12 protein-coding genes are annotated in these 16,942 nt (G+C 71.3%); 8 read left to right on the top strand and 4 right to left on the bottom strand.

Annotation, left to right across the window (positions count from 1 at the left end; translation table 11 throughout):
* Positions 1 to 28 precede the first annotated feature (28 nt).
* Positions 29 to 2,308, bottom strand: coding sequence for an FdhF/YdeP family oxidoreductase (locus ACIHIX_RS23230; RefSeq protein WP_399959097.1), 2,280 nt, complete (start codon positions 2,306 to 2,308; stop codon positions 29 to 31).
* Positions 2,309 to 2,673: 365 nt separating this feature from the next.
* Between ACIHIX_RS23230 and polA the strand changes: the two genes are divergently transcribed.
* Both polA and ACIHIX_RS23220 read left to right on the top strand, forming a co-directional pair.
* On the top strand, positions 2,674 to 5,400 hold the full coding sequence (gene polA, locus ACIHIX_RS23225; protein ID WP_399959095.1) for a DNA polymerase I: 2,727 nt from the start codon (positions 2,674 to 2,676) through the stop codon (positions 5,398 to 5,400).
* A gap of 179 nt (positions 5,401 to 5,579) precedes the next feature.
* Positions 5,580 to 6,011: a hypothetical protein gene (locus ACIHIX_RS23220; RefSeq protein WP_399959093.1), complete on the top strand. Its 432-nt coding sequence runs from the start codon at positions 5,580 to 5,582 to the stop codon at positions 6,009 to 6,011.
* On the opposite strand, the gene ACIHIX_RS23215 is transcribed toward ACIHIX_RS23220, so the two are convergent.
* Positions 5,932 to 6,786, bottom strand: coding sequence for a DUF4184 family protein (locus tag ACIHIX_RS23215; RefSeq protein ID WP_399959091.1), 855 nt, complete (start codon positions 6,784 to 6,786; stop codon positions 5,932 to 5,934). The genes ACIHIX_RS23220 and ACIHIX_RS23215 overlap by 80 nt on opposite strands.
* Before the next feature lie 265 nt (positions 6,787 to 7,051).
* Between ACIHIX_RS23215 and ACIHIX_RS23210 the strand changes: the two genes are divergently transcribed.
* The 3 genes from ACIHIX_RS23210 to ACIHIX_RS23200 all read left to right on the top strand — a co-directional run bounded on the left by ACIHIX_RS23210 (position 7,052) and on the right by ACIHIX_RS23200 (position 10,061).
* The gene (locus tag ACIHIX_RS23210) at positions 7,052 to 8,767 is read left to right on the top strand and encodes a lytic murein transglycosylase (protein WP_399959089.1); all 1,716 of its coding nucleotides are present in this window, start codon (positions 7,052 to 7,054) and stop codon (positions 8,765 to 8,767) included.
* A 148-nt stretch (positions 8,768 to 8,915) separates the two neighbouring features.
* Complete coding sequence (locus ACIHIX_RS23205; protein WP_194080202.1) at positions 8,916 to 9,050, top strand: SPW_0924 family protein; 135 nt, start codon at positions 8,916 to 8,918, stop codon at positions 9,048 to 9,050.
* A gap of 21 nt (positions 9,051 to 9,071) precedes the next feature.
* Positions 9,072 to 10,061, top strand: coding sequence for a DUF3068 domain-containing protein (locus ACIHIX_RS23200; RefSeq protein ID WP_399959087.1), 990 nt, complete (start codon positions 9,072 to 9,074; stop codon positions 10,059 to 10,061).
* Here the strand turns inward: ACIHIX_RS23200 and hrpB are convergent.
* Positions 10,051 to 12,567 (bottom strand): ATP-dependent helicase HrpB, encoded by a 2,517-nt coding sequence (gene hrpB / locus ACIHIX_RS23195; protein ID WP_399959425.1) that lies wholly within the window; start codon positions 12,565 to 12,567, stop codon positions 10,051 to 10,053. The two genes, ACIHIX_RS23200 and hrpB, sit on opposite strands and share 11 nt — an antisense overlap.
* Before the next feature lie 41 nt (positions 12,568 to 12,608).
* On the opposite strand from hrpB, the gene ACIHIX_RS23190 reads away from it, so the two are divergent.
* Positions 12,609 to 13,088, top strand: a complete 480-nt coding sequence (locus ACIHIX_RS23190) for a hypothetical protein (RefSeq protein WP_399959085.1) — start codon at positions 12,609 to 12,611, stop codon at positions 13,086 to 13,088.
* Between the two features lie 22 nt (positions 13,089 to 13,110).
* Here ACIHIX_RS23190 and ACIHIX_RS23185 read toward each other — a convergent pair whose 3' ends face one another.
* On the bottom strand, positions 13,111 to 13,944 hold the full coding sequence (locus tag ACIHIX_RS23185; RefSeq protein ID WP_399959423.1) for a class I SAM-dependent methyltransferase: 834 nt from the start codon (positions 13,942 to 13,944) through the stop codon (positions 13,111 to 13,113).
* A gap of 367 nt (positions 13,945 to 14,311) precedes the next feature.
* Between ACIHIX_RS23185 and rpsA the strand changes: the two genes are divergently transcribed.
* Together rpsA and ACIHIX_RS23175 are read left to right on the top strand one after the other, a co-directional pair.
* Positions 14,312 to 15,814, top strand: coding sequence for a 30S ribosomal protein S1 (gene rpsA / locus ACIHIX_RS23180; RefSeq protein WP_399959083.1), 1,503 nt, complete (start codon positions 14,312 to 14,314; stop codon positions 15,812 to 15,814).
* A gap of 166 nt (positions 15,815 to 15,980) precedes the next feature.
* Positions 15,981 to 16,919 carry a PAC2 family protein gene (locus ACIHIX_RS23175; protein ID WP_399959081.1) on the top strand — a complete coding sequence of 313 codons (939 nt, stop codon included), beginning with the start codon at positions 15,981 to 15,983 and terminating at the stop codon, positions 16,917 to 16,919.
* The last annotated feature ends 23 nt before the right edge of the window (positions 16,920 to 16,942 follow it).

The following is a 16,942-nucleotide window of genomic DNA, read 5'->3' as shown; positions in this document are numbered from 1 at the left end:
CTCACAACTCAGTCCGCTGAGCAAACGCTCAGTCGGTGGCCGATTGTTCCAGACGCACCACGACGGACTTGCTGGCCGGGGTGTTGCTGGTGTCCGCGGTGGCGCCCAGCGGGACGAGGACGTTGGTCTCGGGGTAGTAGGCGGCGGCGCAGCCGCGCGCGGTCGGGTAGTGCACGACGCGGAAACCGGCCGCCCGGCGCTCCACGCCGTCCTTCCACTCGCTGACGAGGTCCACGTAGGAGCCGTCCGCGAGCTTCAGCCTCGCCGCGTCCTCGGGATTGACCAGGACGACCCGGCGGCCGTTCCGGATGCCCCGGTAGCGGTCGTCCAGGCCGTAGATCGTGGTGTTGTACTGATCGTGCGAGCGCAGGGTCTGGAGCAGCAGGCGGCCTTCAGGAAGCGCCGGGTACTCGACGGGGGCGGCGGTGAAGTTGGCCTTGCCGGTGGCGGTCGGGAAGCGGCGCTCGTCGCGCGGGGCGTGCGGGAGGGCGAAGCCCCCGGGCGCCGCCACGCGCGCGTTGAAGTCCTCGAAACCTGGGATCACGCGCGCGATGCGGTCCCGGATCGTCGCGTAGTCCTTCTCGAACTCCTCCCAGGGGGTGCGGGAGGCGTCGCCGAGGACGCGGCGGGCGAGGCGGGCCACGATGGCCGGCTCGGACAGCAGATGGCCGCTCGCGGGCTCCAGACGGCCCTGGGAGGCGTGCACCATGCCCATGGAGTCCTCGACGGTCACGAACTGCTCGCCGCCGCCCTGGAGGTCGCGCTCGGTGCGGCCGAGGGTGGGCAGGATCAGGGCGCGCGCGCCCGTGACGGCGTGCGAGCGGTTGAGCTTCGTCGACACGTGCACGGTCAGCCGGGCGCGCCGCATTGCGGCCTCGGTGACGTCGGTGTCGGGGGAGGCGGAGACGAAGTTGCCGCCCATGGCGAAGAAGACCTTCGCCCGGCCGTCGCGCAACGCCTCGATGGCCCGTACGACGTCGTAGCCGTGCTCGCGCGGGGGCGCGAAGCCGAACTCCTTCTCCAGGGCGTCCAGGAAGGCCGGGGCGGGGCGTTCGAAGATGCCCATGGTGCGGTCGCCCTGCACGTTGGAGTGACCGCGCACCGGGCACACGCCCGCGCCCGGGCGGCCGATGTTGCCGCGCAGGAGCAGGAAGTTGACCACCTCGCGGATGGTCGGCACGGAGTGCTTGTGCTGGGTCAGGCCCATCGCCCAGCAGACGATGGTGCGCTGCGAGGCGAGCACCAGGGAGAGGGCTTCCTCGATCTCCGCGCCCGTGAGGCCGGTCGCGGCGAGCGTCTCGTCCCAGTCGGCGGCGCGGGCGGCCTCGACGAACTCCTCGTATCCGTGGGTGTGTTCGTCGACGAAAGCCTGGTCGACGGCGTCCTCGGTCTCCAGGATCAGCTTGTTGAGGAGGCGGAAGAGGGCCTGGTCGCCACCGATGCGGATCTGGAGGAACAGATCGGTGAGGGCGGCGCCCTTGAGCATGCCCTGCGGGGTCTGCGGGTTCTTGAACCGCTCCAGGCCGGCTTCCGGCAGCGGGTTGACGCTGACGACCTTCGCGCCGTTCGCCTTGGCCTTCTCCAGCGCGGAGAGCATGCGCGGGTGGTTGGTGCCGGGGTTCTGGCCGGCGACGATGATCAGGTCGGCCTTGTAGAGGTCCTCCAGCAGGACGCTGCCCTTGCCGATGCCGATGGTCTCCGTGAGGGCCGAGCCCGAGGACTCGTGGCACATGTTGGAGCAGTCCGGCAGGTTGTTGGTGCCGAGCTCGCGCGCGAACAGCTGATACAGGAACGCGGCTTCGTTGCTGGTGCGCCCCGAGGTGTAGAAGAGGGCCTCGTCGGGGGAGTCGAGGGCGGCGATCTCCTCGGCGACGATGTCGAAGGCGCGCTCCCAGGTCACCGGCTCGTAGTGCGTGCCCCCTTCGGGGAGATACACGGGGTGGGTCAACCGCCCCTGCTGGCCCAGCCAGTAGCCGCTGCGCGTCGCGAGGTCGGTGACCGGGTGCGCGGCGAAGAACTCCGGGGTGACCCGGCGCAGGGTGGCCTCCTCGGCCACGGCCTTCGCGCCGTTCTCACAGAACTCGAAGGTGTGCCGGTGCTCGGGCTCCGGCCAGGCGCAGCCGGGGCAGTCGAAACCCTCCTTCTGGTTCACCCGCAGCAGCGTCAGCGCGGTCCGCTTCACGCCCATCTGCTGCTGGGCGATCCGCAGGGTGTGCCCGATGGCGGGCAGCCCCGCCGCCGCGTGCTTCGGCTCGGCGACCTGCGGAGCGTCCTGGACCGGATCCCCCTTGGGCGGCTTCGTTGCCATCGCGGCGATCTCCTTCGCGTGCACATGTGAGGTACGTCTCCGATCCTCGCACGCAACGCCGACAACGGGGGTGGCCGGGGTGGGTGGAGGGCTGTGGCAATGGTTGCGTATCAGGCAAGAGTTGCGGAAGAGGGAACGGGGGATGGGGGAGCGGTCGGTGAGCGGGGGTGATGAGGTGGTGCGGCGGCCCGACGGTTCGGCACGCAGCCCCCGGCATGGTCCGGGACACCCCCACCGTCGCCCCCGCGCGTGGGCACGCGGTCCCCCTGTTGCCGTCCCGATGTACCCGACCTGTCCCCCCACCCCCCATGGCCGCCTTCCGTGGTGTGGTCCGAGTGTCAGTGGGGCGTGGCAGGATCGGGGGCGTGGCAGAGACAGCATCGAAGACGACCGACAACAGCCCCGGCGGCAGCCGCCCGCGCCTGATGCTCATGGACGGGCACTCACTGGCGTACCGCGCGTTCTTCGCGCTGCCCGCGGAGAACTTCACGACCGCGACGGGCCAGCCGACGAACGCGATCTACGGCTTCGCCTCGATGCTGGCCAACACCCTGCGCGACGAGGCGCCGACGCACTTCGCGGTGGCCTTCGACGTGTCGCGCAAGACCTGGCGCTCCGAGGAGTACACGGAGTACAAGGCCAACCGCTCGAAGACCCCGGACGAGTTCAAGGGCCAGGTCGAGCTGATCGGCGAAGTCCTCGACGCGATGCACGTCTCGCGCTTCGCGGTCGACGGCTTCGAGGCCGACGACGTCATCGCCACGCTCGCCACCCAGGCCGAGGCCGCCGGCTTCGACGTGCTGATCGTCACCGGCGACCGCGACTCCTTCCAGCTGGTGAGTGAGCACACCACCGTGCTGTATCCGACGAAGGGTGTCTCCGAGCTGACCCGGTTCACCCCGGAGAAGGTGTTCGAGAAGTACGGCCTGACGCCCGCCCAGTACCCCGACTTCGCGGCCCTGCGCGGCGACCCGTCCGACAACCTGCCGGGCATCCCGGGCGTCGGCGAGAAGACGGCCGCGAAGTGGATCAACCAGTTCGGGTCGTTCGCGGACCTCGTCGAGCGCGTCGAGGAGGTCAAGGGCAAGGCCGGGCAGAACCTGCGCGAGCATCTGGAGGCGGTCAAGCTCAACCGCCGCCTCACCGAGATGGTCCGCACCGTCGAGCTGCCGAAGACGGTCACCGACCTGGAGCGCGCGCCGTACGACCGCAAGACGCTCGCGATGATCCTCGACACCCTCGAGATCCGTAACCCCTCGCTGCGCGAGCGCCTGCTCGCCGTCGACCCGGGCGCCGAGGAGGCCGAGCCGGCTCCGGCCGCGGCGGCCGGCGTGGAACTCGACGGCACCGTCCTCGGCACCGGCGAGGTCTCCGCCTGGCTCACCGAGCACGGCACCGAGACGCTGGGCGTCGCCACGGTCGACACCTGGGGCCTGGGCACCGGCTCGGTCGCCGAGATCGCGCTCGCGGCAGCCGGCGGAGCGGCCGCCTGGCTCGACCCGACCCAGCTCGACGAGGCCGACGAGAAGGCCCTCGCCGGCTGGCTGGCCGACGCGGACCGGCCCAAGGTCTTCCACAACGCCAAGGGCGCGATGCGCGTCTTCGCCGACCACGGCTGGAGCATCGACGGCGTCGCCATGGACACCGCGCTCGCCGCCTACCTTGTCAAGCCGGGCCGCCGCTCCTTCGACCTGGACGCCCTGTCCCTGGAGTACCTCGGCCGGGAGCTCGCGCCCGCCGCCGCGGCCGACGGCCAGCTCGCCTTCGGCGCGGACGACGGCGCGGAGGCCGAGGCCCTCATGGTGCAGGCCCGCGCCATCCTCGACCTCGGCGAGGCCTTCGAGACCAAGCTGACCGAGGTCGGCGCCGCGGACCTCCTGCGCGACATGGAACTGCCCACCTCCGCCCTGCTGGCCCGCATGGAGCGGCATGGCATCGCCGCCGACCGGGCCCACCTGGAGGCCATGGAGCAGATGTTCGCCGGCGCCGTCCAGCAGGCCGTCAAGGAGGCCCACGCCGCCGCCGGGCACGAGTTCAACCTGGGCTCGCCCAAGCAGCTCCAGGAAGTCCTCTTCGGTGAACTGGGCCTGCCCAAGACGAAGAAGACCAAGACTGGCTACACCACGGACGCCGACGCGCTCGCCTGGCTCGCGACCCAGACGGACAACGAACTGCCGGTGATCATGCTCCGCCACCGTGAGCAGGCGAAGCTGCGCGTGACGGTCGAGGGCCTGATCAAGACGATCGCCGCGGACGGCCGTATCCACACCACGTTCAACCAGACCGTCGCGGCCACGGGCCGGCTCTCCTCCACCGACCCGAACCTCCAGAACATCCCCGTCCGCACGGACGAGGGCCGGGCCATCCGCCGCGGGTTCGTGGTCGGCGAGGGCTTCGAGTCGCTGATGACCGCCGACTACAGCCAGATCGAACTGCGTGTGATGGCCCACCTCTCCGAGGACGAGGGCCTCATCGAGGCGTTCACCTCCGGCGAGGACCTGCACACCACGGTCGCCTCGCAGGTGTTCGCCGTCGAGCGCGACGCCGTCGACGCGGAGATGCGCCGCAAGATCAAGGCCATGTCGTACGGCCTGGCGTACGGTCTGTCCGCCTTCGGCCTCTCCCAGCAGCTGAACATCGAAGCGGGCGAGGCGCGTGCCCTGATGGACACGTACTTCGAGCGCTTCGGCGGCGTCCAGGACTATCTGCGCCGCGCGGTGGACGAGGCGCGGGCGACGGGGTACACGGCGACCCTCTTCGGCCGCCGCCGCTACCTGCCCGACCTCAACAGCGACAACCGCCAGCGCCGCGAGGCCGCCGAGCGGATGGCCCTCAACGCGCCCATCCAGGGCACCGCGGCCGACATCGTCAAGATCGCCATGCTCAACGTCGGCAAGGCCCTCGGCGAGGCGGAGCTCACCTCCCGGATGCTGCTCCAGGTCCACGACGAAATCGTCCTGGAGATCGCCCCGGGCGAGCGCGACCGGGTCGAGGAACTCCTCCGCCGTGAGATGGCGAACGCGGTCCAGCTGCGCGCGCCGCTGGACGTCTCGGTGGGCGTGGGCCCGGACTGGGAGTCGGCGGCGCACTAGCGTCCAGCGCCGTGAGCTGCGGCGGAGAGGGCCACTGCGGTCCCTTCTCCGCCGCGGCGGCGAACACCGGCGGCGGCGCGTCGCGGGGGTGCCGAACCCACCCGGCACCCCGAAAAGCCGTCACTCAGGTGGCCCCCGCGAAAACGCCGCCACCCACCCCCGCCCGTAAAGATGCGGGCATGGGTATACGCACGCTCCACCGCCAGACGGCTCCGGCGCAGGCGAACACCGATGCGACCGCGTCCACCCCAGCCGTGCACGTCCCGCCCTACTCGGCAGCGGCCAGCACGCCCCGCCTGCCCAGGGACCTCGCCATCACCCTCCGCCGGGCGGCCACGGACGTCCGCCACCGGCTCACCCGCAGGTACCGGCGCAAGGACCTGCGCCTCTGGGCCGACCAGGCCCGCGGCTACCTGGCGCTGCTCCTCAGCGCCGTCCCCCGCTCCCGCCCGATGCGGACCATGACCGTGTTCATCACGACCGTCGGCACGGTCACCGACGCCTCACCCGGCTCGGCTCCCGGCAGGACCGTCACCGACGCCCCGGACGGCTCGGCTCCCGCCCCGTCCGGTGGGGCCCGTCGGGCACCCGAACCGGACGCCACGCCCTGACCCCCACGGCGTACCCCAGCACCCCCAGCACCAGCCCCGCGCCCACGCCGAAGCACAGCGTCGGGATCAGTTCCCAGGGCCTCGCGGAGGACCCCCAGTAGGCCCACCACCGCGAGGCCCGCTGCACCGCCGCGACCAGCACGCAGCCGCCGATGACGACCCCGGCCCACCACCGGTCGCGCGGCGAGAGCGCCGGCACCCCCGAAGGCTCGGTCGCCGGCAGCCGCCGTACCGCTCGCACCAGGAACACGGCGATCACGACCGCCGCCACCGCCGAACTGCCGTACTGCAGATACCAGTACAGCGGCGAGCCCGCGATCGTCTCGCCGAGCACGGGGAACAACCGCATCCCCCACCGGTCGTGGTGCGTGAACGCGTCCCACACGACATGCGTCAAGGCCCCCAGCGCCGCCGACCCGTACCACCGCGCCACCAGCGCCGGCCGCACGCGCGCGCGTGGCGCCCCGCAGCGCAGCAGCGCCGCCACCCGCCCCTGCCGCGTCCTCGGCAGCAGCGCCACCAGTGGCTCCCGTACGAGCAGCCACAACCCCACCAACGCCCACGCGACGAGTACGTCGACGGTGAAGACGCCCGGGAAGGAATGCGTGACGCTCCCGAACTCCATCGCCTCGGAGAGCGCGCTCGCCGCGAAGTACGTCATGTCGGGAGCGAAGGAACCCGCCACGAGAACGGCGGGAATCAACCGCCCCCGCCCGGTTCCGTCGGCACGCACGACCGGTAACACGGCCGCCGCGTGGCTGAGGGTGAACGGCAAGAGGCCTCCCAAGGCAGGAAACGGATCGGCCCAGTATGGCCAACTGGTGAAAACCGGGCACGAACGGGTGCCCGAGCAAAGGAAGTTGTCGTAGGGTCGCCTGGGTCCCTCCGCCGGGGAGCGGGGAGGGCCAGAGGGACCGAACAGAAGAACGACGCACCGAAAGGCTCCACGAGGGCAACCCGCGCCGCGGGTCGATCGTCACACCATGACGAGCACGTCGGACGGAGACGGGCGCTCGGCGTCCACGGGAGGGGTTCACTTTATGTCGGCGCAATTCGGCAGGAGGCTGCGCAAGGGGGCGGTGGCCACCACCGTCGCCGCCGCGGCGGTCGCGGCACTGTCAGCGTCCCAGGCACCCGGTGTGTCGGTGGACGACAACGGCAGATCGACCACCGCCGACGCCCAGCCCACTCCCGACGCGAGCGACGACGACGGCGCGACCGGCGGCTCGCCGTTCTACATGGACCTCCCGCCCCTCAACAGCCCGAGCCCCGCGCCGAGCGCGGGCAGCGGCGGCACCGCCGCCACGGGCACCGGTGAGGCCGGCATCCCCGCGACCGTCCTCGACGCCTACAAGAAGGCCGCGGCGGCCCTCCAGGAGTCCAAGCCCGGCTGCAACCTGCCCTGGCAGCTGCTCGCCGCCATCGGCAAGGTCGAGTCCGGCCAGGCCCGCGGCGGCCGTGTCACCGCCGACGGCACCACGATCGACCCGATCCTCGGCCCCCAGCTCGACGGCAACGGCTTCGCCCTCATTCCGGACACCGACAACGGCGTCTACGACGGCAACAGCACGTACGACGCGGCCGTCGGGCCCATGCAGTTCATCCCCTCCACCTGGGAGTGGGCCGCCCGCGACGGGAACGGCGACGGCAAGAAGGACCCCAACAACATCTACGACGCGGCCCTCGCCGCCGGCCACTACCTGTGCCGCAACGGCTGGGACCTGTCCGCGCAGGCCGACATGAACCGCGCGATCCTCAGCTACAACAACTCGCAGGACTACCTGAACACGGTCCTGTCGTGGCTGGAGTACTACCGCAAGGGCACCCACGAGATCCCCGACGGCACCGGCTCGCTGCCGGGCAACCGCAGCGACGACAACGACACCGTGAGCCCCAGCCCGTCCCCGTCGCCCGCCTCACCGTCGACGCCCAGCACCCCGAGCACGCCCAGTACGCCCACCTCCCCGAGCACGCCGTCGACGCCCAGCACCCCCACCCCCACCCCCACGCCCACGCCCACCCCGACCGACACGGTGGACCACCTGGAGGACGCGGGTACCGCGAAGCTCACCGCGCAGGCCGGGGACGCGTTCACCAAGCGGATCAGCACCCGCGCCGAGACCTCGGCCGGCAAGGCCGTCGGCAAGGTCCGTATCCGCTTCACGATCGTCGGCGACACCGACGCCACCTTCACCGGTGGTGAGAGCGTCGCGACGATCGTCACCAACAGCTCCGGCGTCGCCGTCGCGCCCGCCCTGAAGGCAGGCGAGAAGACGGGCGGCTTCACCGTCCGCGCCACCGTCGTGGGCCGCGCGGTCACCGGCCTCGACTACAAGGCCACCGTCACCGAGCGCGTCGCCGACACCCTCGTCCGCACCAGCGACACCGCGCTGACCTGCACCCCGGGCGGCGAGTTCGCCGAGCAGGTCGAGGTCAAGGCGACGGACGACGGCGCCGTCGCGGACGGCGTCGCCGCCACCGCCACCCTGATCACCTCGGCGGACGACGCCACCGAGAACACCAAGGGCCCCTACTTCAAGGACGCGGACGGCAAGACCGTACGCACCCTGACCGGCCTGGAGACCGACGCCGACGGTCTGCTGAAGCTGCCGAAGCTCTACGCGGACGACACCACCGGCACGTTCCTGCTCCGCGTGAACACCGCGGGCGGCGCGGTCCTGACCGTCGAACTGACGGTGGCGGCGGCAGCCGAGCCGACCGAGTCGCCGAGCCCGTCGGCCGGCTCCAGCGCATAACGTCTCGTCACCTCCCGTACGACCTCGACGGCGTCCTTCTCCGGAAGGGCGCCGTCGTCGTGTGCAACGTGTTCTCATCTCGGCCGCCCGTTGCTACGGTGCCGGATCTGACGATGTATCAGCTCCAGGTGTCCGTCGGGAGGCCGTCATGCGTGCCCTGATCGCCGCCGCGATCGGCCTGGCCGTCGCGCTCGCCCTGGTGTTCACGATCACCGCGATGGGCTCGCCGACCGGCAGGACCTCCCCCAAGCCGCTGCTCACGACCGTGCCGTCACACCCGTAACCGCCCGGGAGGGAGGCCGAGATGCGCCGCAAGGCCAGCCTGATCCTGCTCGCCCTCGCCGTGTTCTTCGCGGCGCTGTCCCCGATGCTGCGCTGGTACGCCTTCCCGCGCCTGGCCAAGGTCCCGGCCGACCAGTACCAGGACATGGTCCTGGAGGCGAAGGACGCCACCCTCGTCGACAACGCGTTGCAGGAGAAGAAGGTCTCCAAGATCACCATCGTGCAGACCCTCAAGGGCAACGTGGAGGCCTCGGAGAAGATCGAGAAGACGCTGGGCCGGGACGTCGTCGTCTGGGACAGCCTGTCCTACGCCCAGGACCCCGACGGCAAGATGGTCGCCTACATCCCCGAGCGCTACATCTTCGACGCCCACAGCCAGGCCCCCGTCCACGCCACCGGCGAGATGGTCGACGGCGACCCGGTCAAACGCGAGGGCATCGAGTTCAAGTGGCCGTTCCGGACGGAGAAGCGGGACTACGAGTACTTCGACGCGCAGACCCGCACCAGCAGCCCCATCCACTACAAGGGGACGCGGAACTTCCGCGGCCTGGAGGTCTACTACTTCGAGCAGACCATCCCCTGGACCCAGGTCAGGTTCCCCAAGAAGCTGCCCGTCGCGGGCATCACCCCCGAGCAGATCGCCAAGACCGGCATGACCCGCTGGTACACCACGGTCCGCAAGTTCTGGGTCGAGCCCGTCACCGGCGCCCCCGTCTACGGCGAGGAGATCCACAAGGAGGAACTCCGCGGTGGCACCCTCCTCGGCGACCGCGAGAAGGTCACCGCGTTCGACGGCCACGTGAAGATGCGCGAGGACTACATCGAGCACACGGTCGACCTGGTCAAGTCCAACCGGCTGCTGGTCCTGATGATGACGACGTACCTTCCCTGGGGCTTTCTGACCCTCGCGGTCCTGCTCCTCGCCCTCTCCCTGTGGCTGGAGGCCCGCAGCCGCCGCCCGGACGACCCCGTGCCCACGACCGCCGACGAACCGGAACCGGTCACCGCCTGAGACGCGCGTTCGTGTGCCGAGTGGGCTCGGCGGACGCCGGGTCCTCCGGCCACGGATGCTTCGGATACCGGCCGCGCAGCTCCGCCCGCACGCCCTTGTAGCCGTCCTTCCAGAAGGAGGCGAGATCGGCGGTGACGGCCGCGGGCCGCCCGGCGGGGGAGAGGAGATGGACGAGCAGCGGCACCCCGGCGATCCGCGGCGATTCCTGCAGCCCGAACATCTCCTGCAACTTCACGGCGAGAACCGGCTGTTCCGGCTCCGCGTAGTCGATCCGGATCCTGGACCCGCTCGGCACCGCGATCCGCTCGGGCGCGAGCTCGTCGAGCCGCCCCGCCTCACCCGACGCCCACGGCAGCAGCCGGTTCAACCCCTCCCCGGCGTCGATCCGCGCCAGATCGCCCCGCCGCCGCGCACGGCTCAGCTCCGGCTCCAACCACTCGTCCACGCGCGCGTGGAGCGCCTCGTCGGACACATCGGGCCAGGGCGCGCCGAGGTGAAGCCGCAGAAACGCGAGCCGCTGCCGCAGTACGCCCGCCTCCGGCGACCAGCGCAACAACCCCAGCCCGTCCTGCCGCAGCCCTTCGAGCAGTGCCTCGCGCACGAGGCCGGCGTCGGCGTTCCTCAACGGCCGTGCGGTCAGCTCGATCGCCCCGAGCCGCTCGACGCGCCGCGCGACGACGTCCCCGCCGGCCCAGTGGACCTCCTGAGCCTCGGAGTACATCGACGCGCAGGCCGCCCGCGCCGTCTCCTCGTCCAGGCCCGCGGCGAGCTGCACCCGCGCGTGCCCTTTCCCGACGGGCCGATCGGCGACGGCCACCGCGATCCAGGGGGCACCGCGCAACACGGAACCGTCCGACAGCTCGGCGCGGGTACCGGACGCCATGAGATAGGAGCCACCGTCGGCCTTGGCGACCCGCTCGGGGAAGGCGAGGGCGGCGACGAGTCCGGCGAGGCGGTCGTCGCCGCCGGCGACCGTCGGCGCCGGAGGGGAGTCACGAGTGGGCGGGTCGGAAACCCCCGTGGAGACTGCCCGCAGTCGCCGTACCTCGGTCCGCCAGCGCCCCGCGTAGGCGTCGCCTCCACGCCGAGCAGTCCGAAGAGCAGCCGCGAGATCGTCGCCGTACTCCCGCGGGACGTCCTCCGACAGCAGCGCCACCACCTCCGCGGCGTCCCCGGGAGCGTCCAGCAGCGCCCTCCCCAGCCGGGGATGCAGTCCCATCCGGGCCAGCCGCACGCCCCGTTCCGTGGCCCGCCCGGCGGAGTCCACCGCGTTCACCGCCGTGAGAGCGCCCCGCGCCGCCGCCATCGCCCCGCCCGGCGGCGGGTCCAGCAGCGCCAGCCCGGACGCGTCGGGATCGCCCCAGCAGGCCGCCTGGAGCGCGAACGCCGTCAGGTCGGCCACCTTGATCTCCGGCGCGGGGAACAGCGGCAGACGCGCCTCCTCGGCCTCGGCCCAGCACCGGTACACCGCCCCGGGCGCCTCACGCCCGGCCCGCCCCGCCCGCTGCCGCCCGGCCGCCCGCGATGCCCGTACGGTCGTCAGCGCGCTCAGCCCGCGCGCGTGATCGACCCGCGGCTCCCGGGCCAGCCCGGAGTCCACGACCACCCGCACCCCGGGAACCGTCAGCGAGGACTCGGCGACCGACGTTGCCAGCACCACCCGGCGCCGCTCCGCCGGAGCCAGCACCGCGTCCTGCACGGCCGCCGGAGCACGCCCGTGCACCTGGAGCACCTCGACGTCCCCGAGGCCGCCCAGCTGTCCGGCGACCCGCGCGATCTCGCCGACGCCCGGCAGGAAGCACAGCACGTCCCCCGTCCGCTCGGCCAGCGCCCGCCGTACCACCGACGCCACGTGCGCGAGCAGCGCCGGATCGACCCGCATCCCGTGCGGCGGCCGTACCGGCCTGACCGGCGGCGCCCAGACCACGTCCACCGGATACGAGGCCCCCTCCGCCGCCACGACCGGCGCCCCGCCCAGCAGCCGCGCCCAACCCTCCGCGTCCGTGGTCGCCGACGCGGCCACCAGCCGCAGCTCCGGCCGCAGTGTCTGCCGTACGTCCCACAGGAACGCGGCGGAGGTGTCCGCGTCCAGATGCCGTTCGTGGCACTCGTCGAGCACCACCACGTCGACGCCCGTGAGCTCCTGGTCCCGCTGGAGCCGCTGGAGCAGCACACCGGTCGTGACGACCTCCACGCGCGTGTGCCGCCCGACGACCCGCTCCCCGCGCACGGTGTGGCCGACGCTGTCGCCGGCCTTCTCGCCCAGCAGCCACGCCATCCGCCGGGCGGCGGCGCGGGCCGCGATACGCCGCGGCTCGGCCACGAGCACCCGACGCGCGGGAGCGTCGGCGTCCAGGAGACCCGCAAGGACCAGCGGCACGAGGGTGGTCTTGCCGGTGCCGGGCGGCGCGACGAGGACGGCGGTGCCGTGGTCGTCGAGCGCCGTACGCAGGGCGGGCAGGGCGGAACGTACGGGCAGCCGGTCGAGGGCGTCGCTGCGGATCACCTGACCAGTCTCGGGCACGTCGCTGTCGCTATCGTCACCGCATGCCGCTGCCTGAACAAGACATGCCACTGCCCGACGAGGACATGACGCTCGACCACCACCTGGGCGGCGTCGCCCAGTCCGTGGGCGCGCAGGGAAGGCTCACCCGCCTCGTGGCCCGACGGCTGAAGAAGGACGTACAGGAGATCCGCCTCGACACCGACCTGACGCCGGAGGCGGCGCTGGCACTGGCGGAGCGGGTGGTGGCGGACTGTGTGCCGCCGCTTGCCGTCGTGGCCCTCCCCAGCGGCGGCCACGCCGTCCGCGCGGTCATGGGGACCGGGTTCGGCGGGCTCAACCCGGCCGTCGTCACGCTCGTCGTCACCGCGGCCGACGGCGCGGGCAGCACGGTCCACGTCCGGGGCGCCGCCAAGGAGGGGCTGATCAAGCAGCGCGGTGGTCAGCGGGCCGTCGAGGGGATCGTGTCCCGCTGGCTGGCCGAGGACCCCACCGCCGGCCCCGGGACCGACCTGCCGGACTGAGGGCCCCGGGCACCGCCGCGGGTCAGCTCCTGGCGTCCCGCTCGCACACGAAGATCGCCGTTCCCGGGATCAGATTTCCGCGCAGCGGCGACCAGCCGCCCCACTCCGAGGTGTTCCAGACCGGCCACTCCGGCTCCACCAGGTCCACGAGACGGAATCCCGACGCCACGATGTCCCGGACGCGGTCGCCGATCGTGCGGTGATGCTCGACGTACACCGCGCGGCCCTGCTCGTCCTGCTCGACGTACGGCGTGCGGTCGAAGTAGGAGGCGGAGACGCTCAGCCCCTCGGGGCCGGGCTCGTCCGGGAACGCCCAGCGGATCGGGTGCGTCACCGAGAACACGAAACGGCCGCCCGGGCGCAGCACCCGCCGCACCTCCGCCAGCACCCGCACGGGGTCGGCGACGAACGGCAGCGCCCCGTACGCCGAGCACGCCAGGTCGAAGGAGGCGTCCGCGAAGGGGAGGGCGCCTGCGTCGGCGCAGACCAGGGGGAAGGCGCCGCCGATGCGCAGGGCGTGCTGGAGCTGGCGGTGCGAGATGTCGAGCGCGACCGGGCGGGCGCCCTGCGCGGCGAGCCAGCGCGAGCACTGGGCCGCGCCGGCACCGATCTCCAGGACCCGCTTGTCCTTGAGGTCCTCCGCGGGGCCGAGCAGCTCGACCTCCACCTCGTCCACGCCCTCGGGGCCCCACACGAAGCGGTCGTCACCGAGGAACGTGCCGTGTTCCACCTGGTACTCGTCGGCGTTCCGGTCCCACCAGCCGCGGTTGGCCCGGGAGCTCTCGGCGGCTCCGGCGTCCCGCCGCGTGGCCTCCGGCTCGAACTCGGACTCGGAAGAAGTGGGCTCTTGGATGATCGGCTCCCTCGTCGTACTCTTCCCTCCAACCCGTCCCCACGGGTGTCACGGAAGAGGTGTCTCAGGCCTGCGTGGCCTCCAGAGACAGTTCTTGTGCCGGGTATGCGGCGATCCGCCCCGGGTGTGCGCCTTCGCGCATTGACCCTGCCCGGCTGCCCCCGTATGCTACAAGTTGCGCTGCGGGCCTGCGCACCTCAGACGTAGCAGGCTGCGCTCGCATCTGTTGTATGTCCCCTCGGTTTTCGAGGCGCCATCACCAGTTCACTGGTGGGGCGCTTCCTTGGCTGTCCGGCTTCATCAGAGCGATACGGGCTCCCGGCGTAGCAGTACCTACGACTTTCTGTCCGTAACCGGAGCCCTTTCCCACATGACGAGCAGCACCGAGACCACCGCCACCACCCCGCAGGTTGCGGTCAACGACATCGGTAACGAGGAAGCCTTCCTCGCCGCGATCGACGAAACGATCAAGTACTTCAACGACGGCGACATCGTCGACGGCGTCATCGTGAAGGTCGACCGGGACGAGGTCCTGCTCGACATCGGTTACAAGACCGAAGGCGTTATCCCGAGCCGCGAGCTCTCCATCAAGCACGACGTCGACCCCAACGAGGTCGTCGCCGTGGGCGATGAGATCGAGGCCCTTGTCCTCCAGAAGGAAGACAAGGAAGGCCGCCTGATCCTCTCGAAGAAGCGCGCCCAGTACGAGCGTGCCTGGGGCACCATCGAGAAGATCAAGGAAGAGGACGGGATCGTCACCGGTACCGTCATCGAGGTCGTCAAGGGTGGTCTCATCCTCGACATCGGCCTCCGTGGCTTCCTCCCGGCCTCCCTGGTCGAGATGCGCCGCGTCCGCGACCTCCAGCCCTACGTGGGCAAGGAGCTCGAGGCGAAGATCATCGAGCTGGACAAGAACCGCAACAACGTGGTCCTGTCCCGCCGTGCCTGGCTGGAGCAGACCCAGTCCGAGGTCCGCCAGACGTTCCTCACGACCCTCCAGAAGGGTCAGGTCCGTTCCGGTGTGGTCTCCTCGATCGTCAACTTCGGTGCCTTCGTGGACCTGGGTGGCGTCGACGGTCTGGTCCACGTCTCCGAGCTCTCCTGGAAGCACATCGACCACCCCTCCGAGGTTGTCGAGGTCGGCCAGGAAGTCACCGTCGAGGTCCTCGACGTCGACATGGACCGCGAGCGTGTCTCCCTGTCGCTGAAGGCGACGCAGGAGGACCCGTGGCAGCAGTTCGCCCGTACCCACCAGATCGGCCAGGTCGTTCCGGGTAAGGTCACGAAGCTGGTTCCGTTCGGTGCGTTCGTCCGCGTGGACGAGGGCATCGAGGGTCTGGTCCACATCTCCGAGCTGGCCGAGCGCCACGTGGAGATCCCGGAGCAGGTCGTCCAGGTCAACGACGAGATCTTCGTCAAGGTCATCGACATCGACCTCGAGCGTCGTCGCATCAGCCTCTCGCTGAAGCAGGCCAACGAGTCCTTCGGTGCCGACCCGGCCTCGGTCGAGTTCGACCCGACCCTGTACGGCATGGCCGCGTCCTACGACGACCAGGGCAACTACATCTACCCCGAGGGCTTCGACCCCGAGACCAACGACTGGCTCGAGGGCTTCGAGTCGCAGCGTGAGGTCTGGGAGAACCAGTACGCCGAGGCGCAGTCCCGCTTCGAGCAGCACCAGCAGCAGGTCATCAAGAGCCGCGAGGCCGACGAGGCCGCCGCTGCCGAGGGTGGCGACGCCGCCGGTGCGGCTCCGGCCGCGGGCGGTGGCGGCGGTTCGTACTCCTCCGAGGGTGCGGACACCTCCGGTGCGCTGGCTTCCGACGAGGCGCTCGCCGCGCTTCGCGAGAAGCTCGCGGGTGGCCAGAGCTGAACGCTGGCTCGCTGAGGCTTAGCAGCTAACTGAGGGGCCGTACCTTTCGAGGTGCGGCCCTTCAGTCATGAAAAGGGCCTAAGAGGCGGCTGATCAGAGGTCCTCGTGGGAATGCCCCTGCTCCAGGGGGCGTTGAAGCGTATGAACACGAGGAGGAGCGGTCACTGTGCTTGATCCGCAGGGTTTGTACGCATGGGAGCCGAAGGGCCTGGCTGTCGTCGACATGGCGCTCGCCCAGGAGTCGGCCGGTCTTGTCATGCTCTACCACTTCGACGGATACATCGACGCGGGTGAGACCGGCGACCAGATCGTCGACCGTGTGCTCGACTCGCTGCCCCACCAGGTCGTGGCCCGCTTCGACCACGACCGGCTCGTGGACTACCGCGCCCGCCGTCCGCTGCTCACCTTCAAGCGCGACCGCTGGACGGAGTACGAGGTCCCCTCGATCGAGGTGCGACTCGTCCAGGACGCCACCGGGGCGCCCTTCCTGCTGCTGTCGGGCCCCGAGCCGGACGTGGAGTGGGAGCGCTTCGCGGCGGCCGTCCAGCAGATCGTGGAGCGGCTCGGCGTCCGGCTGTCCGTGAACTTCCACGGCATCCCCATGGGCGTCCCGCACACCCGCCCCGTCGGCCTCACCCCGCACGGCAACCGCAACGACCTGGTGCCGGGCCACCGCAGCCCCTTCGACGAGGCGCAGGTCCCCGGCAGCGCCGAGGCGCTCGTCGAGTACCGCCTCATGGAGGCCGGACACGACGTCCTGGGCGTCGCCGCGCACGTCCCTCACTACATCGCGCGTTCCCCGTACCCGGACGCGGCCCTGACCGTCCTGGAGTCCATCACCGCCGCCACCGGTCTGGTCCTGCCCGGCATCGCGCACGCGCTGCGCACCGACGCCCACCGCACCCAGACCGAGATCGACCGGCAGATCCAGGAGGGGGACGAGGACCTCGTGGCCCTCGTCCAGGGTCTTGAGCACCAGTACGACGCGGCGGCGGGCGCCGAGACCCGCGGCAACATGCTCGCCGAGTCGACCGACATTCCCTCCGCCGACGAGATCGGGCTCGAGTTCGAGCGGTTCCTGGCCGAGCGGGAGGGCGACAACTGAGCCCTGCGGGGTGCGCTGTCAGC

It is taken from the genome of Streptomyces sp. NPDC051913, assembly GCF_044593635.1.
Classification (GTDB): Bacteria; Actinomycetota; Actinomycetes; order Streptomycetales; family Streptomycetaceae; genus Streptomyces.
Note: the sequence above shows the minus strand (reverse complement) of the source record. Positions and strands in the feature narration are given on the sequence as shown.